The following is a 26,972-nucleotide window of genomic DNA, read 5'->3' as shown; positions in this document are numbered from 1 at the left end:
TCATGAAATACATTTTCACCTTTTTTCTGTTGCTTAGCCTTACGGCGAAAGCCCAAAGCGTACGCGTAAGCGGTACGGTAAAAGACAGCATCGGCACACCGCTCGAGCTGGCTAATGTTATTGCCACCCGCGCCGATACCGGCGAAATGGAATCCTATGCGATTTCCAATTCTGAAGGACGCTATCAGTTTAACCTGCCTTCCGCTGCCGGGTATTCACTGGTTGCCAGTTTTCTGGGGTTGGCACCCACTACAAAAGAACTTACGATTGCTAAAGATGCAGCAGATATCGCTCTTGATTTTGTGTTGATGCCGGCGGCAAACCAGCTTGATGACGTGGAGATCGTTTACGAAATGCCGGTTGTGGTTCGGGGCGATACCATCGTCTACAATACCGACAGTTTTACCAACGGAACCGAGCAGAAACTGGGCGACGTGCTTAAAAAACTTCCCGGGGTGACCGTAGACGAAGACGGGCAGATTCAGGTGGAAGGGCAGACCGTTTCTAAGGTGATGATCGAAGGAAAGGATTTTTTTGACGGCAGCTCGAAGCTGGCGGTTAAAAACATTCCGGCTGATGCTTTGAAAAAAGTGGAAGTTTTGAAAAATTACAATGAGGTTGACCAGATGCGTGGTTTGGGTAACGACCAGAACAATGTGGCGATCAACCTGAAGCTTAAAGAAGGCAAGAAGAATTTTTGGTTTGGCGAAGTGCAGGGCGGTATTGGCGACGGGGGAGAAACCCGCTATCTGGGTAGTGCCAAGTTGTTTTACTACAGCCCTAAAGGCAGCATCAACATTATTGGGAATACTAACAATACCGGTGATGTGCCGTTCACGTTTCGGGATTACTTCAATTTTACGGGAGGTTTTAGGAATTTTAACCAACGCGGGGGAACTTCATTCAATATTTCAGACAGCGGTTTGGGCTTTTTGGTTACCCAAAATAACCGTGCCCAGATGATCGAAACCAATTTTGCTGCGGCGAACTTCAGTTACGAGGCTTCAGATGCCTGGGATTTGAGCGGCTTTACCTTATTCAGCGACAATTCAACCGATTTTATGCAGCGCTCCCTGCGCAATTACATTGCCACAAATGCTACCGAAGTAAATACCGAAGAAAGCAACCAAAGCAACCAGCTGGCAATGGCAAAATTCAGCAGCATCTACAAACCCAACGATAAGCTGCAAATAGATTACGATGTTTTGGCCAAAAAATCGCAACAATCTGAAATGACCGATGCACTTTCAATTTTCACCGATGAGGACGGCATCGTAAACAACCCGATCACCGAGCAAAAAGACAATGACCCCTTTAGTTTAAATCAAAACCTAAACGCGTATTATACGCTTGACGACAAGAATATTTTTGCCGGTTTTGTACAACATTTGTATCAAAATGAAGATCCGTTTTACAATGCAGTGGTTTCGCAGCAGCCCTTTACAGCAATTCTTCCGCTAGACACGCTTCAAAGCAAAACGCGTTTTGATATCAATCAGGACAAGATCATCAAGACCAGTAAGCTGGACAGCAAGATTGATTATTATTACGTCATCAACGATAAAAGCAATCTCAACCTCACTTTAGGTACAACCCAGAGCAGACAGGATTTCAATTCTAACATATTTCAGATTTTACAGGACGGAACCGTCAACAACTTTGTAGGAGACACGCTTAATAATGATGTGACCTTTAAATTTAGTGACGTTTTTGTCGGGGTGCATTACAAGTTTAAAACCGGAATTTTTACCATTACGCCCGGTCTTACGCTGCATAGATACGATGTGTCATCGGTGCAGTTGGGAAGAGAAACCGGAAGCAATCAGTTTAAGTTGCTTCCAGATCTTTTTGCAATTGCAGAATTTAAGCAAAGCGAAAGCCTACGCCTTAATTATCAAATGACCGCAGACTACACAGACGTTAACAATTTCGCCGAAGGCTATGTTTTCAATAACTACAACCGTATGTTTCGCGGTAACCGGGATATTGAGAACGCGATTTTTCATACGGCCAGCCTCAATTATTTCAACTTTAATATGTTCAACTTCACAAACCTGAATGGGGGTGTGAGTTATACCCGTCGTATTGATGCAATTAAGAGTCAGACCGCGATAAATAGCATAAACCAGGCTTCGTCGCCTATCAACAGCAATTTTGTAGATGAGGTACTGAGTGCAAACGGGCGTTTTCAAAAAACCTTCAGAAAGTGGAAGGCTAATTTAAGTGGAAACGTTTCGTATAGCGAACTCAATAATATTGTAAACAATCAACCTGCTTTGTCGCAAAATTTCACACAGAATTATACTGCGAGTGTAGAGACCAATTTTAAGGAAGCACCTAATTTTGAGGTGGGTTACAACCGAAGCATCAACAACTATCAAAACGGAAACAGCGATCGTACCTTTTTTACAGACCGTCCTTTTGCCAATGTAGATGTGCGATTCTTAAAGGGCTTTACCTTCACGGCAGACTGGAGTTATTACAACTATTTTGATAAAGACGACACGGTACAAAACGAATATTCGTTTTTTGAAGCCTCGTTGCGGTATCAAAAACCCGAAAGCAAATGGGAATTCCGTCTGGATGGCACCAATTTGCTGAATGTAGACTCGTTGAACAACGATAGTTTCAATGAAAATTTCAGCACTACAACCGAGTATTTTGTGATGCCCCGCATCGTAATGCTCTCGGTGCGATACAACTTATAGAAAGCAATTTTAGTAGCGTTAAGAAGAAAACCCGGAGACTCAATTGAAGTTCCCGGGTTTTTGATTTTATAAAGAGCTTTGCTGGCCCGGGCTTATTTCGGGGGTGTTAAACTCATAATGCTCAGGTTCAGTATAGGTTTTATTGGTGTTGGTAAAGGTGTTTTTTACCCGTTCTGAAAAGGCAAAATAGCAAATTACAATACCAGCTTTTATCATCACCCCGAGGATCTCTCCATATATATTTTGCGTTTCGGCAGGATTAAATTCATCAGGCGCAAGCTGAAGTAAAGCTATATTATCTAAAGTGAATAGGATTACAACGGCCGCATTCATGATGATAATCATACGTGGGGCGATGGTGCGCTTCTGAAAATAAAGAATGGCAACAAATATGGAAAAAATCAGGTAAGCCGAATTATACAGCAGTTCTACAATCCCTATGAGACCAAGTAGAAAACTTTGGTCAAAAAGATATTCCCAGTGGGTTGCATTTAAATGTAAATCTTCGCTGAAAAGCAAAGTACCCATTACAATCAGGGGGGTGAGCACAATCCCGATACCAAAGAAAGCCACCCAGCCGCCTATAGGCTGTTGCCAGCGTTCATCAACGGTGTTTGGCAGGTCGTAGGTGGTGTAAAGAAACCAGCAAAGCAGTGCGCTAAGCAAAACACCTAAAATGATCAGCGAGATAGTAAGGGTATAACTGCCGGCAGAAATCTGGGGACTATCAACAAAAGCAGCTCCGTAAGTCAATTGATAGGTAGATTGATTCTGTATTTGATTGTGCAGGTCAAGGTATTTGGCGACCTGATCAGCCTCAAGATAATCGGTTTTACCTTTGTAGTGATGCGTGATTTCTAAAGCGGCGTTTTTATAGTCTATTTTATAATCATAGCTAAAACCGGGATTATCCAGATGCAGGCTTTCATTCTCAATATCCCACGATTCAGGGAAGTACACAACCGTTTTGTGTTCAAAATTGGTCTCTGCATTTGTCAGATAAGGCATGCTACGCTCTGAACTGGAGACGGGATACAGCACGTTTTCTAATGCCGAAGGATAAAATTGCGCTGCTATAATCTTCTTATTTTCGGGGGTGGGTTTCCAAAGGCTGTCTATCTTATAGTTTTCTACCACCCTAATCAAATTGCTTTTACGATCATCTTCAACAACCACTTCTTTGTTTACACGTATGCCCGGGTACATACTGCTGTAGAAATCAGTATAGCTTTTCTGAACAGATTCGGTGCTGGTTGTATTGAAATAGGTACGCATATCATCTGCATCACCGTCATAATAAAGGGTTTCGATATCCAGTACCGCACCACCACCTACTTTGTCCAGTGAAAAGGTTTCCGTTAAAATGGTCTTTGGTTTTTTTGCTTTGGTCAATCGGGTTAGTTCTGTAGTGTTTTCGTCCAGAACGAGTCCAAAATGATAATTGGGCCAGTAAGTGGTTTGCAGGGAGCCCCCCTGATCGCTAATGGTAGGATCAATGTAGGCATCCTGACCAAGTTCAGTCTTATACTGAACGATGCAATGATCAAATACAAAAGGCGATGGTAATTTTTTATCAAGGGTTGTTCCATTGATACTATGCACCAAAATGGGTTTTGCCTCAACACCATAACATTGCAGCAAGGTCGAAAGCAGTAGGGCTTTGTCTTTACAGTCGCCAAAGCGCCTCTGCAGCACTTCTCCCGGCCTGCTGGGCTTAAAAGAATTTAGACCATCTTCAAAACCCAAATAGCGTATGTCATCCTGAACAAAACGCACGAGAGCTGTAAGACTGTCAGATCGGTTTTTGTGCCATTTTAAAACCGCTTCTGAAGCTTTTTTTAAGGCGACCCTATCCGGCTCACTTACCGCGTAATGCTTACTGTACTGTTTTGCGACGGCTGCCCAGTTTTCAAAAGCAGAAAACTCCACCGTAGGAGCGGGATAGTACCAGCTGGGTGTGTTGCTTTCGTAGAGAATGGCTTTAGTATCGCTAGCGCTCCAGCTGTAGCGCGTATTGCCCTTATAGCTGGTTATTTTTGCATCCGGGGCGCCATTGTCGGTGTTGATAAAGAGGTCGTAATTTTCCGGTTTAAGTATTGAAATGTGTATCTGAGCAACAGGCAAGGTATGTTGTAAAAAGAAGGTGGCACCCACTTTACCTTCGTGAATGGGGTTTCTTCCAAGGGTTGTGTATGCGTAGTCAATAATATCACCTTCGCGAATATCATAAAGATGATTCACTGCAGTTACCACACCATTGTACAGATGGCGCTCCAGATCTTCTTCCCGCTGAATGATCCTAAAATCTTTCATATCAAGCCGGTTAAGCGTTTTCCCGTCTCGAATGATGTCAAGTTTGTGAAGAACGATTTTTTGATATTGCGGGTCAAACTCGATGCTGATGTCGCTCATTTCCTGCACCCCGTTTTTGGAGACTATTTTATAGGTAAAGCGCTCGTAATATTCTTTCTGTTCGGTATTGTATTGATCGTCGAGCAGTAAATAATAAAAGCCCGAAGCCTTGGCATCTTCAGCGGATGCAGTGTAGTCGGGAGTTGTAGGTTCTACCCAATCAGGAATGGGTTTCTGGTTGAGGTTCTGCGCATTTATTTGATATAGGGATAGGAAAAATAAAAGCTTAACGAATACGTGTCTAAGCATAAAAGAAAAATAGCATAAAGCCCAAATAAACGTTTTTAAGAGATAATTAACAAGTTTTTTTGAAGCTTAATCGATAAACTGCAGCTGTTTAATACCCCTTTTTCTGCGAAACGGTATTCTTTAATTCTTCGCCTTTTTCCATCCTTCGGTAATTCTCTGCAATTTGCGGTGCGACCGAAGCGGCGTTGCTCATACTGGCAACGTGCGGAGTGATCAGTATGTCTTTTCGGTTCCAGAATGGATGATCTTCAGGCAGGGGTTCCGTATGAAATACATCCAAAGCGGCGCCGCTTAAGTGGTTGTTGTCTAAGGCTTCAATCAAATCTGCATCAACCAGATGTCCGCCGCGGGCAACGTTGATGAGGTAGGCACCTTTAGGGAGTTTGCTGAACAGGGAGGCGTTCAAAATACCTTCGGTTTCTTCAGTCAGCGGGAGTAAGCACACTAGAATTTCAGCTTGCGCTAAAAAATTATCCAGCTCATCCTGGGTATAGCTTTTGATGCCTTCGATTTCTTTTCGCGAATGCGACCAGCCGCTTACCTGAAAACCGGTTTGCTGAAGCGCCTGTCCTACCGCCTGCCCCAGGGTTCCAAAACCCAGAATACCAACCTGTACATCGGGTACACGCTTATACTGGGTGGGCTTCCATTGGGTTTGATCCTGCAGGTTGCGGTACAGCGGCAGATTTTTGATGTGGCTCAGGCATAAGGTCAGCACAAATTCCTCCATATCGCTGGCAAGCTTTTCATCTACCACACGCGTCAGGGTGACATCTTTAGGCAAGGAGGGATCGTTGAACAAATGATCAACTCCCGCACCCATAGAACCGATGACTTTAAGATTGGGATAGGGCTCAAAGCTGCCGTTTGGGGCTTTCCAGGTAACCGCCATCGTAACCGAATTAGGGTCTTCTGCCGTTTCGGGAGTTAGGACTTCAAGTGAAGGATCAGCTTCGTGAAGGGCGTCAATCCACGCCTCGTAATCTTTGTTGTTGCGAATAAGTAGCAGAGCCATATATGGAGATGTTTAGGTACAATTTAGAAAAAAGTTCTCAATCGTATTTTTAAGTGGAACATCCCCTCCAACCTCCCCTTCCAAGGGGAGGCTTTTTAAATTCGAGCTCCCTTCCTTTGAAGGAAGGGTTGGGGATGGATGTTTCTAAACTATCCCAAAGGCTTCTTTAACCCGGTCTACATAGTCCAGTTTTTCCCAGGTAAATAATTCCACTTCTTTTTCTACACGACCGCTGTAAGGGCTTTCAAACACTTTGGTTAGGATTTGCGGATCTTTCCCCATATGGCCGTAAGCGGCAGTCTCGCGGTAGATAGGATTACGCAGCTTGAGGCGTTCTTCAATTGCAGCAGGGCGCATATCAAATAACTCACGCACTTTTGCAGCGATTTCACCATTGCTAAGCGATACGTTTTTAGAACCGTAGGTGTCTACAAAGATTGAAGTAGGCTCAACCACACCAATGGCGTACGAAACCTGTACCAAAACTTCATCAGCAACACCGGCTGCAACCAGGTTTTTAGCGATATGACGCGCTGCATAAGCCGCAGAACGGTCTACTTTACTGGGGTCTTTACCGCTGAAAGCACCACCCCCGTGCGCACCTTTTCCGCCGTAGGTGTCTACGATAATTTTACGTCCGGTAAGGCCTGAATCTCCGTGCGGACCTCCAATTACAAATTTTCCTGTTGGGTTTATGTGGTAGATAATCTCGTCGTTAAACAGTTTTGCAAGCTCTTCAGGCAATGCATCTTTAACACGTGGAATCAATATCGAGATAATATCTTTTTTGATTTTAGCCAGCATTTTTTCGTCCTCATCAAACTCATCGTGCTGGGTAGAAACTACAATAGCGACTATCTTTTGCGGCACATTGTCGTCAGAATACTCAATAGTCACCTGAGCTTTGGCGTCAGGACGTAAATAGGTAATGTCTTTTTCCTCGCGGCGCAGCTTAGCCAGTTCGATCATAATGCGGTGCGAAATATCTAACGCAAGCGGCATATAATTCTCGGTTTCTTTGGTGGCATAGCCAAACATCATCCCCTGATCACCAGCACCCTGCTCTTCTTTTGAAGCGCGGTCCACACCCTGATTGATGTCTTGCGATTGCTCGTGAATAAGCGAAATCACACCGCAGCTGTCACCGCTAAACTGGTAGGCACCTTTGGTGTACCCAATGTCATTGATTACGCCGCGTGCGATGTTTTGCACATCGATATAGGTATTGCTTTTCACCTCTCCGGCAAGTACAACCTGACCTGTGGTTACCAGGGTTTCGCAGGCAACCTTAGACTCGGGGTCAAAAGCTAAAAAGTTATCGAGTAGGGTATCGCTGATTTGATCTGCGATTTTATCGGGGTGTCCTTCAGACACGCTTTCTGAGGTAAATAGATAAGCCATCTAAGCAATTTTTAACCACAATGTGGCACATTAAACGTTTTGAAACCAGATCTTTTTCGCGTTTTTAGCGCGCGTAAAAGTTGCTGTGAGTCGTTTGGGAAAGATTTGACAAATGCCGCGTAGGGTAGTGTGGTTACTGCCTTTAGCATTTTTTTAAACCAAAATAGTTTTGATTTAAGAGGTTGCAATCAGTCAAATCTTTCCTCTTTTGAGCGGCAAATGTAGGGATTTTGAAAGTATTACAAAACGCATGGTGTAATCTTGTGAAAAATTTACGCTTCTTAAAATTTCCCTGCTTTTGTTTGCATATCTGTAAAAGGTTTTGCAATCTTTGTCGCTCACAAAGTTCAGACTTTTACTGAAATGTTATCAAGAAAGGCGGAGGGATTAGACCCTGTGAAGCCTTAGCAACCCTTCCCCCGGGATGAAGGTGCTACATTCTACAACAGCACAGCTGATGATAGATAACTAACGAGTCATTTTTCTAGAAATGACTTTACTAATTTCTTAATAACATTTTTCTTGTAAATGATGCCGAAGGCCGGCAGCAGACTTTGGGTTTAATTTATTTTCAACTCAAAAAACAGAAAAATGAGTACACACCAATTTTCGACTCAGGCGCTACACGCCGGTCACGACACCACAGTTAACGGCGGTACCCGCGCGGTGCCTATTTATCAAACCACCAGCTACGTTTTTAACGACTCAGACCACGCGGCGGGTTTATTCAACCTGTCGCAGCCGGGTTACATTTACACCCGTTTGAACAATCCCACAAACGATATTCTCGAGCAACGTCTGGCTGCCCTTGAGGGCGGTATCGGTGCGGTGGTAACCGCTTCAGGAACAGCGGCGATCAACACCGCCCTGCTTACCTTGCTGCGTGCAGGAGATCACATCGTGGCCTCCAGCAGTTTGTATGGCGGCACCTACAATTTGCTTAGCGTAACGCTTCCGCGATTTGGAATTACCACCACTTTTGTAGACCCTTCAGAGGCTTCCAATTTTAAAAGCGCGGTACAGGAGAACACCCGTGCGGTTTTCGTAGAATCTTTAGGTAACCCAAAATTGGATGTACTGGATCTCGAAGCGATTTCCGCTGTCGCGAAAGAAAGCCGCGTTCCACTTATTGTAGACAACACCGTCGCTACACCGGCTTTGCTAAATCCCATCAAACACGGGGCGAATATTGTGATTCACTCGTTAACCAAATACATCAACGGTAACGGAACTTCATTAGGCGGTGCTATCATAGATGCCGGTACCTTTGACTGGTCAAGCGGAAAGTTTCCGGAGTTTACCGAGCCTTCTGCCGGTTATCATGGTTTGGTGTATCACGAGGCTTTAGGGCCTGCGGCTTTTATTGCCAAAGTGCGGGTTGAAGGTTTACGCGATCATGGTGCAGCTTTGAGTCCGTTTAACGCGTTTCAGATCATTCAGGGTTTGGAAACCCTTACGATACGCATCAGGCAACACAGCGAGAATGCTTTGGCCCTGGCCGAATGGCTCGAAGCTCAGCCCGAAGTAACCTGGGTAAACTATCCCGGCCTCAAGAGCAGTGCGTATTACGATTTGGCTCAAAAATACCTGCCCAAAGGACAAAGCGGTATCGTGACTTTTGGTTTGAAGAGCGGCTTTGAAGGCGCAAAAACCGTAGCCGATAAAACGCAAATCTTCTCCCTTCTGGCAAATATTGGAGATACCAAATCCTTAATTATTCACCCGGCGAGCACCACGCATCAGCAATTACCTGACGAGGCGCAGGAAGCAACCGGCGTGACTAAAGATTTGATCCGTCTTTCGGTTGGTCTGGAAGATGTTGAAGATTTAAAAAATGATTTAAAAGCAGCTTTTGCACAGATTAAACAAACAGCAAATGCTTAATAATAAAGCTAAAAGTTAGTATTCGTGTCAAACTGAGCCTGTCGAAGTTGAGGCTTCGACAAGCTCAGCCTGACAACTATAATGAAGCTTTTTTTAAAAATAAGACTCCCTAAAATGTTACACAAACTGAACCTTCCCGGGTTTAAGACCTTATCCGGTTTTCAACTGGACTTGCCACTCAGCTACGAGACTTTTGGTCAGCAATTGGGCACGGCACCGATAATTTTGGTAAATCACGCCCTTACAGGAAATTCGCACGTAAGCGGTCCTGACGGCTGGTGGAATGAAATTATAGGCGACGATAAATGCATCGACACCCGCAAATACAGCATCCTGTCTTTTAATATCCCCGGTAACGGCAATGACGGCTTTTTAATCGAAAACTATAAAGATTTTGTTGCACAGGATGTCGCGCGGGCTTTTTTAGAAGGCCTTAAGGCTCTTGAGATTACCGAGCTTTTCGCCATTATTGGCGGCTCGCTGGGAGGCGGTATCGCGTGGGAAATGGTGACCCAGCAACCGGCGATTACCCAACATTTAATCCCCGTGGCCTCTGACTGGAAATCAACCGACTGGCTTATAGCCAACTGCCAGATTCAGGAGCAGATTCTCAAAAACTCCTCGCAGCCCGTACACGATGCCCGTATGCACGCAATGCTTTGCTATCGCACGCCGGAATCGTTTAAGAGTAAATTTCAGCGCAGCACCAATGAAGACCTCAATATCTTTAATGTGGAAAGCTGGCTCGATCATCATGGTCATAAGTTGAAAGACCGTTTTCAGCTTGCGGCGTATAGGTTGATGAATCAATTGCTGAAAACCATAGACGTGACCCGTGGCCGCGAAGGTTTTAATGAAATCCTGAGTCAGGTTGAAGCCAATATTCACATCATCGGGGTAGATTCAGATCTGTTTTTTACGCCTGCTGAAAACCGCGAGACCTACAAGCAGCTGGCGCAGGTTAAAAATAATGTAACCTATGGCGAAATCAATTCGGTACATGGGCACGATGCGTTTTTAATCGAATTTGAACAGCTTGAGCAGTTGCTGTATCCTGTTTTTAGAGCCGATAGCGCAAAGCTGAAAATTCTCAAATTTGGCGGAAAATCCCTTGCAAACGGAAACGGCCTTGACACGGTTTTGAATATAATTAAAACCAAAGTTGATACTGGCGAGCGCATTGCTGTGGTGCTTTCGGCACGGGGTGGCGCGACCGATGAATTGGAAGCCATTCTCGAAGCGGCAGCTTCCGGACTTGAGTTTCAGCATCAGTTTGAAGCCTTTAAAAGCTATCAGCAAAGTGATTTTGATGTAGATCTTTTCGATGAATTTAAAGAACTGAAGCGCTTGTTTGAAGGTGTGGCGCTTTTGGGAGATTACAGCAAAAAAGTAAAAGACGAGATTCTGTCTTACGGCGAATTGATTTCGGTAAAAACCGTTACGCATCTGCTGCAAAAGCAGGGAGTAAAAGCTCATTTTGCCGATTCGCGTAAGCTTATTACCACCAACGGTGCTTTTGGCAATGCCCAGCCCAATGACAAGCGCTCCAAAGAGCAGGTGGTAAAGCATTTTGCCAAATACAACGGCGATACGGTAAACATCGTTACCGGTTTTATCGCCAGTGATGAAAACAACCAGACCACGACTTTGGGTCGTAACGGCAGCAATTACACGGCTTCGTTGCTGGCCAATTATCTGGATGCGGGCGAACTGCAAAACTACACACACGTTGACGGTATTTTTACCGCCAACCCCGATTTGGTTCCCGATGCGCAGAAGATTGAACGCTTAACCTATAGTGAGGCAAACGAACTCGCGAATTTTGGAACTTCGGTGTTGCACGCTAAGACCATCATTCCGTTGATTGAAAAGAATATTCCTCTCCGCATTCTCAATACTTTCAAGGCCGATGATGCCGGTACATTGATTACTGCGCAAACCGAGCAGGAAGGGATTAAGTCGCTTTCGGTGCTTAGCGAGATGGCCCTGATCAATCTGGAAGGTCGCGGCCTGCTGGGGAAAGTAGGGGTTGACGCCCGTATTTTTAGAGCTTTGGGGAATAGCGGTGTGAACGTGAGTATCATCGCTCAGGGTTCGTCAGAACGTGGGATTGGCCTGGTGGTGGAAGCCAAACAGGCGCAATTGGCGATTTCTTCGCTGCGTTTTGAGTTTGAAGCCGATTTTCAAAGTCAGGATGTTAACCGCATCGAGATTATTGATGAAGTTGCGGTGATTTCGATTATTGGTCAGGATCTGAGCAGTTTCCACAAACCGTATAGCGAACTCATCAAAAATGGGATTGTTCCGTTGTTGTTTAACAATACGGTGACGGGCAAAAACGTGAGTGTGGTGTTGCGCAAACCCCAATTGACCAAAGCCCTTAATGTGGTGCACGGCGAGATTTTTGGCATTGCCAAAAAAATAAACATCGCCATTTTTGGTCAGGGTCTGGTGGGCGGTACGCTTATCGACCAGATTGTGGCTTCGGCGGCCAGCATTCAGGAGCGCAAAGGCATTGCGCTGAATATTTTCGCGGTAGCAAATTCTAAAAAAGTGTTGCTCAACAAAGACGGCGCTACAGAAACCTGGAAAACCGATTTTGAAAATCAGGCTCAGGAAGGCGGTGTGGATGCCGTTATCGCTTTCGCGAAAGCGAATCACCTTGCAAACCTGATCGCGATTGACAATACGGCAAGTGCAACTTTTATTCAGAATTATCTGGAGCTCGCTAAAAACGGATTCGACCTCGTTTCTTCCAACAAGATCGCTAATACCGTTGGTTTTGATTTTTACCAAAAGCTGCGTCGCGTTTTAGATGAAAACAACAAGCGTTACCTGTATGAAACCAATGTGGGCGCAGGATTACCGCTTATTGATACCATTCGTCTGTTGCATCTTTCGGGCGATAATATTACCCGAATCAAAGGGGTTTTCAGCGGTTCACTGAGTTATTTGTTCAATACCTTTTCGGTAGAAGACCAGTCTTTTTCAGAAGTCCTGCAACAGGCGATTGATAAAGGCTTTACAGAGCCTGACCCGCGTGAGGATCTGGGCGGAAACGATGTGGGGCGTAAACTTTTAATTCTTGCCCGCGAACTCGACTTACACAAAGAGTTTAGCGATGTGCAGATCGAAAACCTGATTCCCGAAAATTTGCGGGAAGGAGCAGCTTCAGACTTTTTAGGAAGGCTGAAAGAGCTCGATTCGGTTTTTGAAACGCGTAAAAAAGCCCTGAAAGAGGGTGAGGTTTTGCGATATGTTGGCGACCTTTACGGCGACTTATCTCAGGAAGACGGCGGAACCCTCGAGGTGAAGCTGGTGACGGTTTCTAAAAATTCGGCCCTGGGTCAGGTTAAAGGAAGCGACAGTATTTTTGAGATTTATACCGAGTCGTATGGCGAGAATCCACTGGTGATTCAGGGAGCCGGGGCAGGAGCCGCGGTAACTGCACGAGGGGTTTTTGGCGACATACTCAAACTCGCAGAGCGGAATAGTTAAACGTATTGTTATTATTATTTCCATTATTATTTGGAAATTGAAAAATGAACAGACCGATGTTTCACCTTTGAAGGGTGCCAGGGGGGATGTTGAGGAATAACAATAGCAATAAAAATAATAATAGAATGAAAGTAACACTCGAACGTAAAAACTCTGATTACCTCTTTGAAGCCAAAGGAGCTTCGGGTAATCCTGTGATGATAGATAATAAAACCGGAGATGTGGTTCAGGGCAGCAGTCCCATGGAACTGCTCTTGATGGGAGTAGGCGGTTGCAGTGCGATTGACATCATTTCGATCTTAAAAAAGCAAAAGCTGGAGATTGATTCCTATCACGTGGAAGTGGAGGGCGATCGTATTGAAGTAGGCGGAGCAAAACCTTTTAATGCGATGCGCGTTCACGTGTATCTGGAAGGCGATATCCCGCCGGCAAAGGCCCTGCGCGCCGCCCAACTGAGTTTTGAAAAATACTGTTCGGTTTCAATTACGCTTCAGGCGAGTGTGAAGGTGACCTACAAGGTCTTTCTGAACGGGGAAGAGGTGGAATAGACCTGAGATCGGAGACGTGAGATTTTAGAACAAAGAATAAAGAATAAAGAATAGAGAGAAGAGGTAAGAAGTGAGAGATGAAAAGTTGAAAGTCAGTAAGCAGTCGCAGTTGGCAGTAAGCCGTTCTAGCCTGTCACACTGAGCTTGTCGAAGTGCTTTCTAGTGTAAACATAAAAGAAGCGAGTAGCAGAGATAGACCGATTAAACAGTTCAACGATTCCACGGTTAAACCTTTTTTCATAGTCTAAGAAAAACCAAAAAAATAGTATTAAAGTGTGGTAGCTGAGTGAATTACCCTGCGTAGCGGGAAATTTGTACCGAAGCTAACCGAAAAACGAAAAACACCAGATTTTAGACCATGTATTTGAGCAAGATAATCCATCTCAAATTTTACGTCTAAAGTCTAATATCTAAGTATAATGAGTAAACATTTTGAAACCGAAGCAATCCGTACCCAATTAAACCGAAGTGAGTTTTTAGAGCATTCTGTGCCGTTATACCTGACTTCGAGTTTTATTTTTGAAGATGCCGAAGATATGCGGGCTTCGTTTACCGAAGAAAAAGAGCGCAACATTTACAGCCGGTTTACCAACCCCAATACCAGCGAGTTTGTAGAAAAAATCTGCAAGATGGAAGGTGCCGAAACCGGATATGCCTTTGCAACGGGGATGGCTGCCGTGTTTTCGACTTTTGCAGCCTTGTTAGATAGCGGTGATCATATCGTTTCGGCGCGTTCGGTTTTTGGTTCAACACACACCTTGTTTACCAAGTATCTGCCCAAATGGAATATTGAAACTTCGTATTTCAAAGTAGATGAGGTTGATAAAGTAGAAAGCCTCATCAAGCCCAAAACCAAAATTCTTTATGTGGAATCGCCTACCAATCCGGGTTGCGACGTTTTAGACCTGGAGCATTTGGGCAATTTGGCTAAAAAGCACAACCTCATATTTGTGGTAGATAACTGTTTTGCCACACCCTATTTACAACAACCCATTAAATTTGGAGCAGATATCGTGATCCATTCGGCAACCAAGATGATCGACGGGCAGGGTCGCGTTCTGGGCGGTGTAAGCGTAGGTCGCGCCGATTTGATACGCGAGATTTATTTGTTCTCCAGAAACACAGGTCCGGCGTTATCGCCTTTTAACGCCTGGGTACTTTCTAAAAGTTTGGAAACCCTGCACGTACGTGCAGACCGGCATTGTGAGAATGCGCTCAAGGTGGCCGAGTTTCTGGAAGCGCATGACAAAGTTAATTTTGTGAAGTATCCGTTTCTGAAATCGCATCCGCAGTACGAAGTGGCCAAAAAACAAATGCGACACGGCGGAAACATCGTAGCTTTTGAAGTTAAAGGCGGAATCGATGCGGGACGCAAATTCTTAAATTCGATTAAAATGTGTTCGTTATCTGCAAATCTGGGCGATACCCGCACGATTGTGACGCATCCGGCTTCTACCACACACAGTAAACTGGCCGAGGAAGATCGTCTGGAAGTGGGCATCACCGATGGTCTGGTACGTTGTTCGGTAGGTTTGGAGCACGTAGAAGATATCATTGCAGATCTGGAGCAGGCGCTAAACGCTTAAGTTTCTAAGTTTTTGCCTACTTTTAGGCCGTGTTATCCAAGAAAACCAAATACGGTCTTAAAGCGCTTACCTATGTAGCCAAGCATCAGGGTGAAGATCCTGTGCAAATAGGTGCCATTGCCAAAAGTGAAAACATTTCCCAGAAATTCCTCGAAAGTATTATGCTTACCCTGCGTAAAGCCGGTTTTTTAGGAAGCCGAAAAGGAAAAGGTGGCGGGTATTATTTACGTCGCCAGCCCGAGGATATCAAAATGGTTGAGGTGATGCGCGTTTTGGAAGGTCCGGTATCTATGGTGCCGTGCGTGAGTCTTAATTTCTACGAAAAGTGCGACGATTGTCCCGATGAGACTACCTGTTCAGTACACGTACTCATGGCGCAGTTACGCGACAGCAATCTGGCGGTTCTCAATAAGAATACCCTGGCCGACCTTATCGAATAATGGTTGACAGATTCGGAATAATTGCTCCATTTTCTAAAAATCACTTAAAAATTTAAAAATAAATGCCAAAAGATTTGGTCACTAAGAAGGCACACAATACTTTTGCTTTTAAATCCTAGTAATCCGATAGGATTTAAATAAAAATAGATATTCGGTTATGATTTTAGATCAGGTATATAGTCAAACAAAGACTGAAGAGACTCCAAAGGTCTCTTATAAAAAAGATACAACTTCAGAAAAGCCGCTGCGCAGCATCGTTAAATCAATAAGCTGGAGAATCGTGGGTACCATTGATACGGTTTTGATATCGTGGATTATCACCGGTACGCTGGCTCTTGCGTTTTCGATTGGAGCGGTAGAACTGGTTACCAAAATGGCTCTGTACTTTTTCCACGAGCGCATTTGGAATACTATAAACTGGGGAAGATAATGAGTTATTCAGCAGCAGAATTAGAACAATTAAACGCAGATCTTCGGGAGAAATCGCCGGTTGAGATCGCACAATGGGCGGTGGCGCAAGCTAAAAATCCTATTGTAACTACCAATTTCAGGCCTTATGAGGCGGCAATTTTATTTGCAGCTACTCAGGCAAAACCCGAAATCCCGGTGGTTTGGTGCGATACCGGTTATAATACGCCCAATACCTATCGTCATGCAGAAGAAGTAATTGCCTTGCTTCAGCTTCACATTGACCTTTACGTGCCTCAGCAAACCGCAGCACACCGCGATGTAGTAATGGGAATCCCGCAAATTGACGATCCAAGACATAAGGTTTTCACCGAACAGGTAAAACTGGAGCCTTTCAAACGAGCGATGGCAAATCATAAACCCGATGTTTGGTTTACAAACCTGCGTAAAGGCCAGACCGCGCATCGCGATAACCTCGATATCTTAAGTCAGGGTGCAGACGGAGTACTTAAGGTGAGTCCGTTTTACTACTGGAGCGACGCCCAATTAGATACTTTTTTGGCAGAGCATAATTTGCCAAACGAACATAAATACTTTGATCCAACTAAAGTGTTGGAAAACCGGGAGTGTGGTTTACACGCCTAAAACCAATTGAGATGAGTACGATTTTAAAAACAAATGCATTAGAGAGCGAGGCGATTTACATCTTTAGAGAAGTAGTTGCCCAGTTTGAGAATCCGGTTTTGCTTTTTTCGGGTGGAAAAGATAGCATCACACTGGTGCGTTTGGCACAAAAAGCATTTTACCCTGCCAAGATTCCTTTTCCACTATTACATGTAGATACAGGGCATAACTTTCCGGAAACTATAGAGTTTCGGGATAAACTGGTTGAGGAATTAGGATTGAATCTGATTGTACGCCATGTGCAGGATGCCATTGATGAAGGTAAGGTAACTGAAGAAACCGGTAAATATTCAAGCCGAAATATGCTTCAAACCACCACGCTTTTAGATGCGATTGAAGAATTTAAGTTTGACGCCTGTATTGGTGGTGCCCGTCGCGATGAAGAAAAGGCGAGAGCCAAGGAGCGTATTTTTTCAGTACGTGATGATTTTGGTCAGTGGGATGAAAAAAACCAGCGTCCGGAATTATTCGATCTGCTTAACGGGAAGATTGAAATTGGCCAGAATGTGCGTGTTTTTCCAATTTCTAACTGGACCGAACTGGATGTATGGAGTTACATCGAGAAAGAGAAAATCGAAATTCCTTCGATCTACTTTTCGCATAAGCGCAAAACCTTTGTACGCGACGGCCTGATCTGGAGTGCTTCAAAATATGTGTACCGCGAGGAAGATGAGGAAGTGTTAGAGCGTATTGTGCGTTTCAGAACTGTGGGCGATATGACCTGTACCGCAGCCGTGGAGTCTGAAGCAGATACCATTGCACGCATTGTGAGTGAGATCAAAACCTCTACTATTTCAGAGCGAGGTGCGCGTATAGATGACAAGCGCTCTGAAGCCGCAATGGAAAAACGCAAGCAACAGGGATACTTTTAGGTCCTCGAGACGACACCTTCAATAATAATAGTAATAGCAATACGAAGAATAACGTGGAAGTTCTAAAAATAGCAACAGCAGGAAGTGTAGATGATGGTAAAAGTACCTTGATAGGACGCCTGCTTTACGATACAAAGTCTTTAACAGATGATAAGCTTGAGGCCATTGAGCGCAACAGCAAAAAGAAGGGTTATGATTATCTGGATTTTTCGCTGGCAACAGACGGTCTTGTAGCCGAGCGTGAGCAGGGAATTACAATTGATGTGGCGCATATTTATTTTTCGACCAGAAAGAAAAGTTACATCATTGCCGACACTCCGGGTCACGTAGAATATACCCGCAATATGGTTACAGGGGCTTCTCAGGCGCAGGCATCCATTATTTTAATTGATGCCCGAAAAGGAGTTATAGAGCAAACCTACCGTCATTTCTTCATCAATAATTTACTGCGGGTTAAGCATGTAATTGTTGCGGTCAATAAAATGGATTTGGTAGATTATGACCAAAGCGTTTTTGAAAACATAAAAACCGATTTTGAAAAGCTGAACGCCCAAAGCAGTTATGCCGAGCAGGAAGTGACGTTCATTCCTATTAGCGCACTAAAAGGGGATAATGTTGCGCAGAAATCAGATACTATGCCATGGTTTAAAGGCGAAAGTGTACTCGATTATCTGGAAGCTTTAAAGCCCGGACAGGAAGAACATACAGCCGCGCGTTTCCCGGTGCAAACGGTAATCAGACCAAAACAGGATGAGTTTCATGACTATCGCGGTTACGCCGGAAAAATCTACGGAAGCAGTTTAAAAGTAGGCGATGCAGTAACTGTTCTACCTTCTTTAACTTCTTCAAAAATCAAGACCATTGAGTTTTTTGATCAAAAGTATGATGAAGCGGTAGCCGGAAGTTCGGTAACCATCACGTTAGAAGATGATATCAACATCACCAGAGGCGATGTTTTAGTGAAGTCTGATGAAGTTCCACAATCCTCAAAATCACTCACGGCAGCTGTTTGCTGGATGGATGGTAAAGCGCTGGTTCCGGGAGCGAAATATGAGATTCAACACAATACCAACCGCATTCTTGCTAAAATTGACAGCGTAGAAAGTGTCATCGCTACAGATTATTCAGGTGAAGACGGCTCTAAGAATCAGTTGACGTTGAATGAAATTGGGAAGGTGAATTTTAAACTGAGTAAAAATCTTTTTTACGACACCTATGCCGAAAATAAGGCAGGCGGTTCATTTATATTAATTGACCTGCAGAGCAACACCACAGCCGGAGTTGGTTTTATAGGCTAACATTTAAAATTAGGAGTATTGCCAATTACTTTGGATACTCTTTTTAAATAATCCTATTATTTCTATAGGATTAAAATAATTAAGAATTAAAAAATAATAAGCTATGCAAAGCTTTAGAACAGAAATAGAAAACCCCGTTGTAGAACGCGATATTATTGAACTTGAAAGAAAGATCAAGCTCTTTAAAGACGGAAAGATTGATGAAGAGCGCTTTAGAAGCCTGCGTTTAGCACGCGGTGTTTACGGTCAGCGTCAGGAAGGGGTGCAAATGGTGCGCATCAAATTGCCTTACGGTAAAGTGACCAGCGATCAGCTGTTGCGTATAGCTGATGTTTCTGATGAATATTCCAAAGGACGTTTACACATCACCACCCGTCAGGATATTCAGATTCACTATGTGAGTCTCGACCGCACTCCTGAGCTTTGGGCCGAATTGGAAAAAAATGATGTGACCCTTCGCGAGGCCTGTGGTAACACGGTGCGTAACGTAACTGCAAGTGCTGATAGCGGGATCAACCCTGATGAAGCCTTTGACGCAACACCGTATGCACACGCTACCTTTCAGTTTTTTCTGCGAAATCCGGTTTGTCAGGAAATGGGCCGAAAGTTTAAAATGTCGTTTTCATCAACCGATGATGACTCGGCTTTGGCATTCATTCATGATTTGGGCTTTATCCCAAAAATCAAAGATGGCGAACGCGGCTTTAAAGTAATGCTGGGCGGTGGTCTGGGTTCGCAGCCACGCCACGCAGATGTGTTAACCGAATTTTTACCGGTGAATCAGCTTATCCCAACTATAGAAGGGGTGCTGAGGGTGTTTGACCGTCATGGGGAACGCTCCAGACGTTTAAAAGCGCGTATGAAATTCCTCATAAAAGATTTGGGGCAGGAAGGCTTTATGCAATTGGTGGAAGAAGAGCGAAAAGCATTAGCTTATAAAACGTATGAAATTGATACTGCAGCTTTTGATGGGACGCCAAAAGCTCCGTTAGCCGAAGCTCCACAAGTAGCTATTGAAGATACCAAAGCTTACGAAGCCTGGAAAGCGACCAATGTGTTTAAGCAAAAACAGGAAGGTCTTGTGGCTATTGGGATTCGTGTAAAACTGGGGGATTTTTATACCAAAGAAGCACGCGCTTTGGCGGGTCTGATTAAAAAATACGGTGGGGATGAGATGCGTCTTACCCTGCGTCAAAATATACTGTTAAGACATATACCGGAAGGGGCATTGCCATTCTTTTACTCACAACTAGCCGACCTAGGCTTTGCCCGCCCGGGATATGAAACCACTACAGACATAACTGCGTGTCCCGGTACCGATACGTGTAACTTAGGGATTGCAAGTAGTACCGGTATCGCAGTTAAACTAGAAGAAGTGCTTGAGGCCGAATATCCCGAGTACTTAAACAATAAAGGCATTACCATTAAAATTAGTGGGTGTATGAACGCCTGCGGTCAGCACAATATGGCGCACATAGGCTTTCAGGGAATGTCTGTGCGTACACCGGAGAAACTGGTTGCTCCTGCATTGCAGGTGCTTTTAGGCGGTGGCGTTTTGGGTAATGGCGAAGGTCGTTTTGCAGACAAAGTGATCAAAATCCCCAGTAAGAGAGGTCCAGAGGCTTTGCGCGCGATTTTAGACGATTTCAAAGCAAACGCCGGAGATCTTGACTTTTTGAGTTATTACGATGAAAAAGGGCAGCGATATTTTTACGATTTCCTAAAACCACTTTCAGATACCGATAATCTGGTGGAGTCTGACTTTGTAGATTGGGGTAATGATGAAAAATACATTCAGGAAGTAGGTGTTGGAGAGTGTGCCGGAGTCGTGATTGATTTGGTTCAAACGCTTTTACTGGAAGCCAAAGACAAACTGGGCAGCGCCATCGAAGCTTTTGAAGAGCAAAAATGGGCAGACAGTATTTACCACACCTATGCGGGGCTGGTAAATGGAGCTAAAGCCATCTTGCTTTCTGAAGACGTAAAAACAAATACCCAGGCCAATATTATCGAGGAGTTTGACAATACTTTCGGTGAAAATGACACGCTTCTTGGAGAAACTTCGTTTGCAGATTTGGTTTACCAAATACAAAAAAACGAACCTACCCGCGAGTTTGCCGAAGCCTATTTAGCCGACGCAAACGCATTTTTTAACCGCGTTGATACCTTCCGCAAAAACCAGCTTGCCAATGTTTAAGAATCCAAAATTAACCGTAGTAGGAGCAGGACCCGGTGATGCAGATTTATTCACTTTAAAAGGCATCAAAGCCTTGCAAAGTGCCGATGTGGTTTTGTATGACGCGCTGGTAAATCCGGAGTTGTTAGAATATGCCGCTGATGCCGAACTCATTTTTGTAGGAAAGCGTAAAGGTTGTTATGCCTATCAGCAGGAGCAAATCAACGATCTTATTGTCTCACGGGCTAAAAGTCATGGTCACGTGGTACGTTTAAAAGGCGGAGATCCGTTCATTTTTGGGCGCGGTGCAGAAGAAATGGAAATCGCAGCCGAAGCAGGAATTGAGGTTGCAGTTGTTCCGGGAATTTCTTCATCACTTGCGGTACCCGCATATCAGAATATTCCGTTGACCAAACGGGGCAGTTCAGAAAGTTTTTGGGTAATTACGGGTACCACCCGGGCGCATAAACTTTCAGAAGATGTAAAACTCGCAGCGCAATCTTCGGCCACCGTCGTGATTTTAATGGGGATGAGCAAGCTTGCTGAGATTACGGCATGCTTTCGCGAAAGCGGAAAAAACGACCTCCCTGTTGCCATTATTCAAAACGGAACAACGCCCGAAGAACGCATTGGGGTAGGCACCATAGACAGTATCGAAGAAGTTGTACAAGAGTTAAAGCTTACTAACCCATCAATTATCGTTATTGGTGAGGTGGTGCGCCATCGTGAGCAATTGCTTAACTTGCAAAATAAAATCGCATACGCTTCCTAAAATGTCGCAAGAAACCAATACACTTTATCCGGTTTTTCTCAAAGTTCGCAATCTGCAGGTGCTTATTGTGGGTGGCGGAAATGTTGCGCTTGAAAAACTCACGTTTTTGACCAAGTCGAGTCCGGACGCGGTGGTAGAGATGGTGGCTCCTTTTTTTAGAGCGGAAACTTTGGAGCGCGCGAAACAATACAACGTAAAAATCACCAAAAGAAGGTTTAGAAAGTCGATGTTGAAGAAGCGTCACATTGTGATTGCAACTACAGACAGCCCAAAAGTAAACAAGCGCGTTTATGAGCTGGCGCGAAAGCGTTTTTTGCTCTGCAATATTGCCGATGTGCCCGAACTTTGTGATTTTTATATGGGCGGAATTGTGACCAAAGGAAATGTCAAGATTGCGATTTCGACTAACGGAAAGTCACCCACTACTGCAAAACGGCTGCGGCAGTTTTTTGAAGAAGTAATACCGGATAATATTGACGATCTGGTGCAAAATTTAAATGAATACCGAAAAACCATAAAAGGAGATTTTGAAGAGAAAGTAGAAACCCTGAATGAGTTTACTAAAGGATTGATCAAGAAGAATTAAGAGTTGAATGAGGAGCTAAGGCTCAAAGAACAGAACAGATGATAAAGACAGATATTTTAATTATTGGAGCAGGCCCTACCGGGTTATTCACCGTTTTTGAAGCAGGATTGTTAAAGCTGAAATGTCACATTATTGATGCGCTGGCGCAGCCCGGTGGTCAGTTGGCTGAGATTTATCCTAAGAAGCCTATTTATGATATCCCCGGTTTTCCTGAAGTGATGGCGGGCGAACTCGTAGACAATTTACTCGAGCAGGGCAAGCAATTTCAACCCGGTTTTACATTGGGTGAACGTGCAGAGACTATAGAAAAACAGGAAGACGGTAGTTTTATTGTAACCACCAATAAAGGTACACAGCATCACGCACCTGTGGTGGCAATTGCCGGTGGTTTGGGAAGTTTTGAGCCGCGCAAGCCGCTTATACCAAATATTCACCAGTTTGAAGACAAGGGTGTCGCCTATATGATTAAAGATCCTGAAGTGTATCGCGGTAAAAAAGTGGTCATTGCAGGTGGTGGTGATTCAGCATTGGACTGGAGTATTTTCCTGGCTGATGTGGCTGATGAAGTTACCCTCATTCACCGTAGAAATGAATTTAGAGGTGCACTCGATTCTGTTGAAAAAGTACGTGAATTGAAAATGCTTGGCAAAATTAATCTCGTAACTCCTGCAGAAGTTGTAGGTCTCGCAGGAGCAGATGAGTTGGAGCAGGTAGTTATAGAACACGCCGATAAATCACAAAGCACACTGGAGGCTGATGCATTTATTCCTTTATTTGGGCTTTCGCCTAAATTAGGTCCTATCGCAGATTGGGGTCTTGAGATCGAAAAGAATGCGATCAAAGTTGATAACGCTTTAGATTACCAGACTAATATCCCCGGTGTATTTGCAATAGGTGATGTAAACACCTATCCCGGAAAATTGAAACTTATTTTATGTGGTTTCCACGAGGCCACGATGATGTGCCAATCTGCATATCAAATCATCAATCCCGGTAAGCGCTATGTGATGAAATATACCACAGTGAGCGGTATAGATGGTTTTGACGGTACGCGTAAAGAAGCCGAAAAAGCCGTAGTGCAGGCTATAGACTAGCAGGCAGGGCGCAATTTATTTTTGAGGTCCAGAATGATATTCTTGTTGAGCGGTTTTATTAAAAAATCAATCACCTGATTATAATTCTGGGCCTTTTCTTTGTCCAGATCGCTTGTGCTTGAAGTTACAATTACAACCCGGGTCTGGTCATCTTTTTCTTTTAGTGCGTCTAAAAAGCTCCATCCGTTAATATCGGGCATATTCAAATCCAGAAAGATCAGGTCTGGTTTTTCCTTCTCCAGTTCAGAAAGAGCTGTACGCGGCAGGGTATAATCAATGATACTTTCGGCAAAATCAGTGACTTCGATAAGTTTTTTGTTGATGAAATTGGCCATTTTTTGATCATCAACCAGCATTATTTTAAGCAGCTTAGTCATACCCATTTTCAATTAAATTAGCATTTGAGGCAGTTTGTTCGCTCTGGCTAACCACTCTTCTAAAAATAAGGTCCAGTTCAAGAGCAGACTCTTTAAGTTTGGGAAGAATACTTTTTCGCAGATCTTCGTCGGTATACAGTTCAGAGATTTCCAGAAAGCCCAGAATTCGGGTTAGAGGTTCTCTTAGATCGTGAGCATTAAGTTTTGAGAGTTCGAGAAGTTTCTTGTTTTTAAAATGCAATTCTTCCGTTCTGCGGAAAATAATATTTTGTTGATTGTTATTGATGCGCTCAATTTCGGTATTCTTGAGTTCTATTTCTGTAATTGCTTCTTTCAGCCTTAAGTTTTTGGTTTTTAATTGCTGACTCAGATAGATTTGAAAATACCTCGAGGTGATGTTATCAACCAGCAGATTGAGGATTTCCATATCACTGTGGTTAAAGCTTTCGGTATCATCTGAAATTAAGGAAAAGCAAATTTCCCGTTCGCCTGATGTCGTATGCCAGCCCCATAATTTTGGCTTATTCCAGTTTTCATAAAGAGCTGTAGCATGACCGGGTAAATCGGTTGTGTTAAGCGCTCTCAAAAGAGGAATTTTTACTTTAAACAGTTGCTTTTCGTAATCGAGTAATTCATCGCTATCTACGATTTTTGGTTCTTTCGATTTAAGGAATGTAAAACTTACAGCAGTTTCGTTTTTAAAAAGCATAACAATCCTAAGCATCTTGAAATTAAACAAATACTTAAGATGCCTGTTAGCAACAATTCCAAGCTCTTCAACAGATTCTACTTTGCTGAGACTGCCTGATAACTTGGAAAATGCCTCGTAGGTAATGCGATACTTGGCTGAAGATAGATTCACAGGAATGTAAAGGTTTTAAGCCTGGGCTTCCATCAATTCGTTATCGATCTTAATACCGGAAACATCTGCAAGGGTATTCAGCATATTAACCAGATCGGCCTGAGCCATCAATTCCTGAATTTCAGACTCGTCAAAACCTGCATCGCTTAATGCCTTAAAATCTTCATCGTTGATCTGATTAGAATGCAGAGCTGCCTTGGTCACCACTTTAATAGCAGTTCTAAAGCTTTCAGGAATCATGGGGCTATCCAGGTTTTCGGTCACTTTAAAGTTTGCCGTCTCATTAACCAGATTGCTCATGCTGTCTGCAAAAATCCCGTGAGCTTCGGCACAGTAGGAGCAATTGCGTTTTTTTGAAACGTTGTAAATAATGAGTTGCTTTAAAACGTTAGGCACGTTACCCTGCATTAGGGTAGCTTTTAATTTAGCCCAATTTCCGGCTAGTAAAATGGGATTAGAGCCCTGGCATTTAAACCAGTTTAGTACAAATGGGATTTGTAGCGTGCGTTTTGTGTTATCATAGATTTCTTTTACGGCATCAGAGGCATTCTCATAATCCACAATTGGAAATCTAGATTCCAGATAAGTAGCGTTTTGCATAGATAAATAGTTACGTTTCGTTATAAAAATGGGGACTACAAAATTAACTTAAATAATCAAACACACAACTCTGTAAATCAGATAGTTGATTTTTTAACAAGTATATTTATGCGTTTTTCGTCCGCATATATTGCCATTTGTCTAAAAAAGAGGCAGGTATTTTTTTAATTGTTTAAACATTAATCTCTTAAAATTTGGGTATTCTCCCGTTGTTTTTTAATCTTTGCAGTTCAGTTCATTATTTAATGCAGTTATCAAGAAAGGCAGAGGGATTAGACCCGATGAAGCCTTAGCAACCCTCCTCCCGGAGAAGGTGCTACATTCTACTCATATGTTGAGATAGATAACAAAAAACGAGTTTCACGAACTCCCTTTTTGCCTTCTTAATAACTTAATTTTGCGCTTTGTTTTGAGCAGATTTAACTGTGCTTAAAACCGAGAGGAGAGGATACAGGCTTATACGAGTTGATTATGAGTAAAGACAAATTATATCAGGCTTTAAAAGAGCGAATTTTGGTACTGGACGGCGCTATGGGGACCATGCTGCAGCGCTACAAGTTTACCGAGGAAGATTTCAGGGGAGAACGGTTTAAAGACTGGCCCAGCCCGGTACAGGGTAATAATGATATGTTGAGTATCACCCAACCCGAGGCGATTGCTAATGTACACGCCAGCTATTTTGCCGCAGGCGCAGACATCGTAGAGACCAATACCTTTAGCGGTACCACCATAGCAATGGCAGATTACGGAATGCAGGAGTTTGTTTACGAACTCAACTACGAGTCGGCTAAAATCGCCAGGAAGGTGGCGCAGGAGTTTACCGAAAAGCAACCCGACAAACCCCGTTTTGTTGCCGGTGCAATGGGACCTACCAATAAAACCGCGAGTATGTCACCAGATGTAAACGATCCCGGTTTTAGGGCAATTTCGTTTGACGAATTGCGCATAGCCTACAAGCAACAGGCCGAGGCACTGCTAGACGGTGGCGTAGATATTCTTTTGGTTGAGACTATTTTTGATACGCTTAACGCGAAAGCGGCCCTTTTTGCTATCGAAGAGGTAAAAGACGAGCGCGGTATTGAGGTGCCTGTGATGGTAAGTGGCACGATTACCGATGCTTCCGGAAGAACACTTTCCGGTCAAACTGCGGAAGCTTTCCTGATTTCCATAGGCCATATGCCTTTACTTTCAGTAGGCTTCAACTGTGCGCTGGGTGCAAACCAGCTTACTCCGTATCTCGAAGTGGTTTCATCTAAATCAGACTTTGCGATTTCGGCTTATCCCAACGCCGGTTTACCGAACGCTTTTGGAGAATATGACGAGACCGCAGAAGAAATGGCAGCGCAAATAAAAACCTACCTCGATAAACAGCTTATCAATATCGTAGGCGGCTGTTGCGGTACCACACCAGAACACATCAAGGCAATAGCAGATCTTGTAAAAGACTATAAACCCAGACCATTGCCCGCATTAGAACAAACGGCAGCTTTATAAAAACCAGT

21 protein-coding genes and 2 riboswitches are annotated in these 26,972 nt (G+C 43.8%); of the genes, 15 read left to right on the top strand and 6 right to left on the bottom strand.

Annotation, left to right across the window (positions count from 1 at the left end; translation table 11 throughout):
* Positions 1–2: 2 nt before the first annotated feature.
* Positions 3–2,708 (top strand): carboxypeptidase-like regulatory domain-containing protein, encoded by a 2,706-nt coding sequence (locus LLW17_RS04305; RefSeq protein WP_228229035.1) that lies wholly within the window; start codon positions 3–5, stop codon positions 2,706–2,708.
* A 66-nt stretch (positions 2,709–2,774) separates the two neighbouring features.
* Here the strand turns inward: LLW17_RS04305 and LLW17_RS04300 are convergent, their stop codons facing one another.
* The 3 genes from LLW17_RS04300 to metK form a co-directional block, all read right to left on the bottom strand.
* Complete coding sequence (locus LLW17_RS04300; protein WP_228229034.1) at positions 2,775–5,369, bottom strand: DUF3857 domain-containing protein; 2,595 nt, start codon at positions 5,367–5,369, stop codon at positions 2,775–2,777.
* A gap of 88 nt (positions 5,370–5,457) precedes the next feature.
* Positions 5,458–6,384, bottom strand: coding sequence for a 2-hydroxyacid dehydrogenase (locus LLW17_RS04295; RefSeq protein ID WP_228229033.1), 927 nt, complete (start codon positions 6,382–6,384; stop codon positions 5,458–5,460).
* A gap of 144 nt (positions 6,385–6,528) precedes the next feature.
* Complete coding sequence (gene metK, locus LLW17_RS04290) at positions 6,529–7,785, bottom strand: methionine adenosyltransferase (RefSeq protein WP_228229032.1); 1,257 nt, start codon at positions 7,783–7,785, stop codon at positions 6,529–6,531.
* A 363-nt stretch (positions 7,786–8,148) separates the two neighbouring features.
* A riboswitch (SAM riboswitch) is annotated at positions 8,149–8,256 on the top strand.
* Positions 8,257–8,376: 120 nt separating this feature from the next.
* Between metK and LLW17_RS04285 the strand changes: the two genes are divergently transcribed.
* The 13 genes from LLW17_RS04285 (at position 8,377) to LLW17_RS04225 (ending at position 23,631) form a co-directional block, all read left to right on the top strand.
* Positions 8,377–9,669, top strand: coding sequence for an O-acetylhomoserine aminocarboxypropyltransferase/cysteine synthase family protein (locus LLW17_RS04285; protein ID WP_228229031.1), 1,293 nt, complete (start codon positions 8,377–8,379; stop codon positions 9,667–9,669).
* Positions 9,670–9,783: 114 nt separating this feature from the next.
* Complete coding sequence (thrA, locus tag LLW17_RS04280) at positions 9,784–13,167, top strand: bifunctional aspartate kinase/homoserine dehydrogenase I (RefSeq protein WP_228229030.1); 3,384 nt, start codon at positions 9,784–9,786, stop codon at positions 13,165–13,167.
* 125 nt (positions 13,168–13,292) lie between these two features.
* On the top strand, positions 13,293–13,715 hold the full coding sequence (locus LLW17_RS04275; RefSeq protein ID WP_228229029.1) for an OsmC family protein: 423 nt from the start codon (positions 13,293–13,295) through the stop codon (positions 13,713–13,715).
* A gap of 419 nt (positions 13,716–14,134) precedes the next feature.
* On the top strand, positions 14,135–15,301 hold the full coding sequence (locus LLW17_RS04270; RefSeq protein ID WP_228229028.1) for a trans-sulfuration enzyme family protein: 1,167 nt from the start codon (positions 14,135–14,137) through the stop codon (positions 15,299–15,301).
* Positions 15,302–15,330: 29 nt separating this feature from the next.
* The gene (locus LLW17_RS04265) at positions 15,331–15,741 is read left to right on the top strand and encodes an RrF2 family transcriptional regulator (RefSeq protein WP_099645831.1); all 411 of its coding nucleotides are present in this window, start codon (positions 15,331–15,333) and stop codon (positions 15,739–15,741) included.
* Between the two features lie 157 nt (positions 15,742–15,898).
* Entirely contained in the window at positions 15,899–16,171 is a 273-nt protein-coding gene (locus tag LLW17_RS04260) for a DUF2061 domain-containing protein (RefSeq protein ID WP_228229027.1), read from the top strand.
* Positions 16,171–16,794 (top strand): phosphoadenosine phosphosulfate reductase domain-containing protein, encoded by a 624-nt coding sequence (locus tag LLW17_RS04255; RefSeq protein WP_228229026.1) that lies wholly within the window; start codon positions 16,171–16,173, stop codon positions 16,792–16,794. Before LLW17_RS04260 ends, LLW17_RS04255 begins: the two co-directional genes overlap by 1 nt.
* Before the next feature lie 11 nt (positions 16,795–16,805).
* Positions 16,806–17,705: a sulfate adenylyltransferase subunit CysD gene (gene cysD / locus LLW17_RS04250; RefSeq protein WP_099645834.1), complete on the top strand. Its 900-nt coding sequence runs from the start codon at positions 16,806–16,808 to the stop codon at positions 17,703–17,705.
* A 53-nt stretch (positions 17,706–17,758) separates the two neighbouring features.
* A complete protein-coding gene (locus tag LLW17_RS04245) occupies positions 17,759–19,003 on the top strand; it encodes a sulfate adenylyltransferase subunit 1 (RefSeq protein WP_228229025.1) in 1,245 nt (414 codons plus the stop codon).
* Positions 19,004–19,106: 103 nt separating this feature from the next.
* On the top strand, positions 19,107–21,200 hold the full coding sequence (locus LLW17_RS04240; RefSeq protein ID WP_228229024.1) for a nitrite/sulfite reductase: 2,094 nt from the start codon (positions 19,107–19,109) through the stop codon (positions 21,198–21,200).
* Positions 21,193–21,951, top strand: a complete 759-nt coding sequence (gene cobA, locus LLW17_RS04235) for a uroporphyrinogen-III C-methyltransferase (RefSeq protein WP_228229023.1) — start codon at positions 21,193–21,195, stop codon at positions 21,949–21,951. Before LLW17_RS04240 ends, cobA begins: the two co-directional genes overlap by 8 nt.
* A 1-nt stretch (position 21,952) precedes the next feature.
* On the top strand, positions 21,953–22,537 hold the full coding sequence (locus LLW17_RS04230; RefSeq protein WP_228229022.1) for a precorrin-2 dehydrogenase/sirohydrochlorin ferrochelatase family protein: 585 nt from the start codon (positions 21,953–21,955) through the stop codon (positions 22,535–22,537).
* A gap of 38 nt (positions 22,538–22,575) precedes the next feature.
* Entirely contained in the window at positions 22,576–23,631 is a 1,056-nt protein-coding gene (locus LLW17_RS04225; protein ID WP_228229021.1) for an NAD(P)/FAD-dependent oxidoreductase, read from the top strand.
* On the opposite strand, the gene LLW17_RS04220 is transcribed toward LLW17_RS04225, so the two are convergent.
* The 3 genes from LLW17_RS04220 to LLW17_RS04210 are packed head-to-tail and all read right to left on the bottom strand — an operon-like array spanning position 23,628 to position 25,470.
* On the bottom strand, positions 23,628–24,014 hold the full coding sequence (locus LLW17_RS04220) for a response regulator (protein ID WP_228229020.1): 387 nt from the start codon (positions 24,012–24,014) through the stop codon (positions 23,628–23,630). The two genes, LLW17_RS04225 and LLW17_RS04220, sit on opposite strands and share 4 nt — an antisense overlap.
* On the bottom strand, positions 24,001–24,870 hold the full coding sequence (locus LLW17_RS04215; RefSeq protein ID WP_228229019.1) for a phytochrome family protein: 870 nt from the start codon (positions 24,868–24,870) through the stop codon (positions 24,001–24,003). The genes LLW17_RS04220 and LLW17_RS04215 overlap by 14 nt, the downstream gene beginning before the upstream one ends.
* Positions 24,871–24,885: 15 nt before the next feature.
* Positions 24,886–25,470 (bottom strand): carboxymuconolactone decarboxylase family protein, encoded by a 585-nt coding sequence (locus LLW17_RS04210; protein WP_228229018.1) that lies wholly within the window; start codon positions 25,468–25,470, stop codon positions 24,886–24,888.
* A gap of 248 nt (positions 25,471–25,718) precedes the next feature.
* A riboswitch (SAM riboswitch) is annotated at positions 25,719–25,820 on the top strand.
* Positions 25,821–25,941: 121 nt separating this feature from the next.
* Between LLW17_RS04210 and LLW17_RS04205 the strand changes: the two genes are divergently transcribed.
* On the top strand, positions 25,942–26,964 hold the full coding sequence (locus LLW17_RS04205) for a homocysteine S-methyltransferase family protein (RefSeq protein ID WP_228229017.1): 1,023 nt from the start codon (positions 25,942–25,944) through the stop codon (positions 26,962–26,964).
* Positions 26,965–26,972 lie beyond the last annotated feature (8 nt).

This window comes from Leeuwenhoekiella parthenopeia (genome assembly GCF_020782115.1).
Classification (GTDB): domain Bacteria; phylum Bacteroidota; class Bacteroidia; order Flavobacteriales; family Flavobacteriaceae; genus Leeuwenhoekiella; species Leeuwenhoekiella parthenopeia.
This window is presented reverse-complemented; position numbering and strand designations above follow the sequence as displayed.

Bases quoted from the DNA above. Each gene is read 5' to 3' on its own strand.
- LLW17_RS04240 (WP_228229024.1), top strand. From the start codon at position 19,107: ATGCAAAGCTTTAGAACAGAAATAGAAAACCCCGTTGTAGAACGCGAT.
- LLW17_RS04210 (WP_228229018.1), bottom strand. From the start codon at position 25,470: ATGCAAAACGCTACTTATCTGGAATCTAGATTTCCAATTGTGGATTAT.
- LLW17_RS04270 (WP_228229028.1), top strand. From the start codon at position 14,135: ATGAGTAAACATTTTGAAACCGAAGCAATCCGTACCCAATTAAACCGA.
- LLW17_RS04285 (WP_228229031.1), top strand. From the start codon at position 8,377: ATGAGTACACACCAATTTTCGACTCAGGCGCTACACGCCGGTCACGAC.
- LLW17_RS04205 (WP_228229017.1), top strand. From the start codon at position 25,942: ATGAGTAAAGACAAATTATATCAGGCTTTAAAAGAGCGAATTTTGGTA.
- LLW17_RS04225 (WP_228229021.1), top strand. From the start codon at position 22,576: ATGATAAAGACAGATATTTTAATTATTGGAGCAGGCCCTACCGGGTTA.
- LLW17_RS04295 (WP_228229033.1), bottom strand. From the start codon at position 6,384: ATGGCTCTGCTACTTATTCGCAACAACAAAGATTACGAGGCGTGGATT.
- LLW17_RS04275 (WP_228229029.1), top strand. From the start codon at position 13,293: ATGAAAGTAACACTCGAACGTAAAAACTCTGATTACCTCTTTGAAGCC.
- LLW17_RS04230 (WP_228229022.1), top strand. From the start codon at position 21,953: ATGTCGCAAGAAACCAATACACTTTATCCGGTTTTTCTCAAAGTTCGC.
- thrA (WP_228229030.1), top strand. From the start codon at position 9,784: ATGTTACACAAACTGAACCTTCCCGGGTTTAAGACCTTATCCGGTTTT.
- metK (WP_228229032.1), bottom strand. From the start codon at position 7,785: ATGGCTTATCTATTTACCTCAGAAAGCGTGTCTGAAGGACACCCCGAT.
- LLW17_RS04305 (WP_228229035.1), top strand. From the start codon at position 3: ATGAAATACATTTTCACCTTTTTTCTGTTGCTTAGCCTTACGGCGAAA.
- LLW17_RS04300 (WP_228229034.1), bottom strand. From the start codon at position 5,369: ATGCTTAGACACGTATTCGTTAAGCTTTTATTTTTCCTATCCCTATAT.
- LLW17_RS04255 (WP_228229026.1), top strand. From the start codon at position 16,171: ATGAGTTATTCAGCAGCAGAATTAGAACAATTAAACGCAGATCTTCGG.
- cobA (WP_228229023.1), top strand. From the start codon at position 21,193: ATGTTTAAGAATCCAAAATTAACCGTAGTAGGAGCAGGACCCGGTGAT.
- LLW17_RS04220 (WP_228229020.1), bottom strand. From the start codon at position 24,014: ATGGGTATGACTAAGCTGCTTAAAATAATGCTGGTTGATGATCAAAAA.
- cysD (WP_099645834.1), top strand. From the start codon at position 16,806: ATGAGTACGATTTTAAAAACAAATGCATTAGAGAGCGAGGCGATTTAC.
- LLW17_RS04260 (WP_228229027.1), top strand. From the start codon at position 15,899: ATGATTTTAGATCAGGTATATAGTCAAACAAAGACTGAAGAGACTCCA.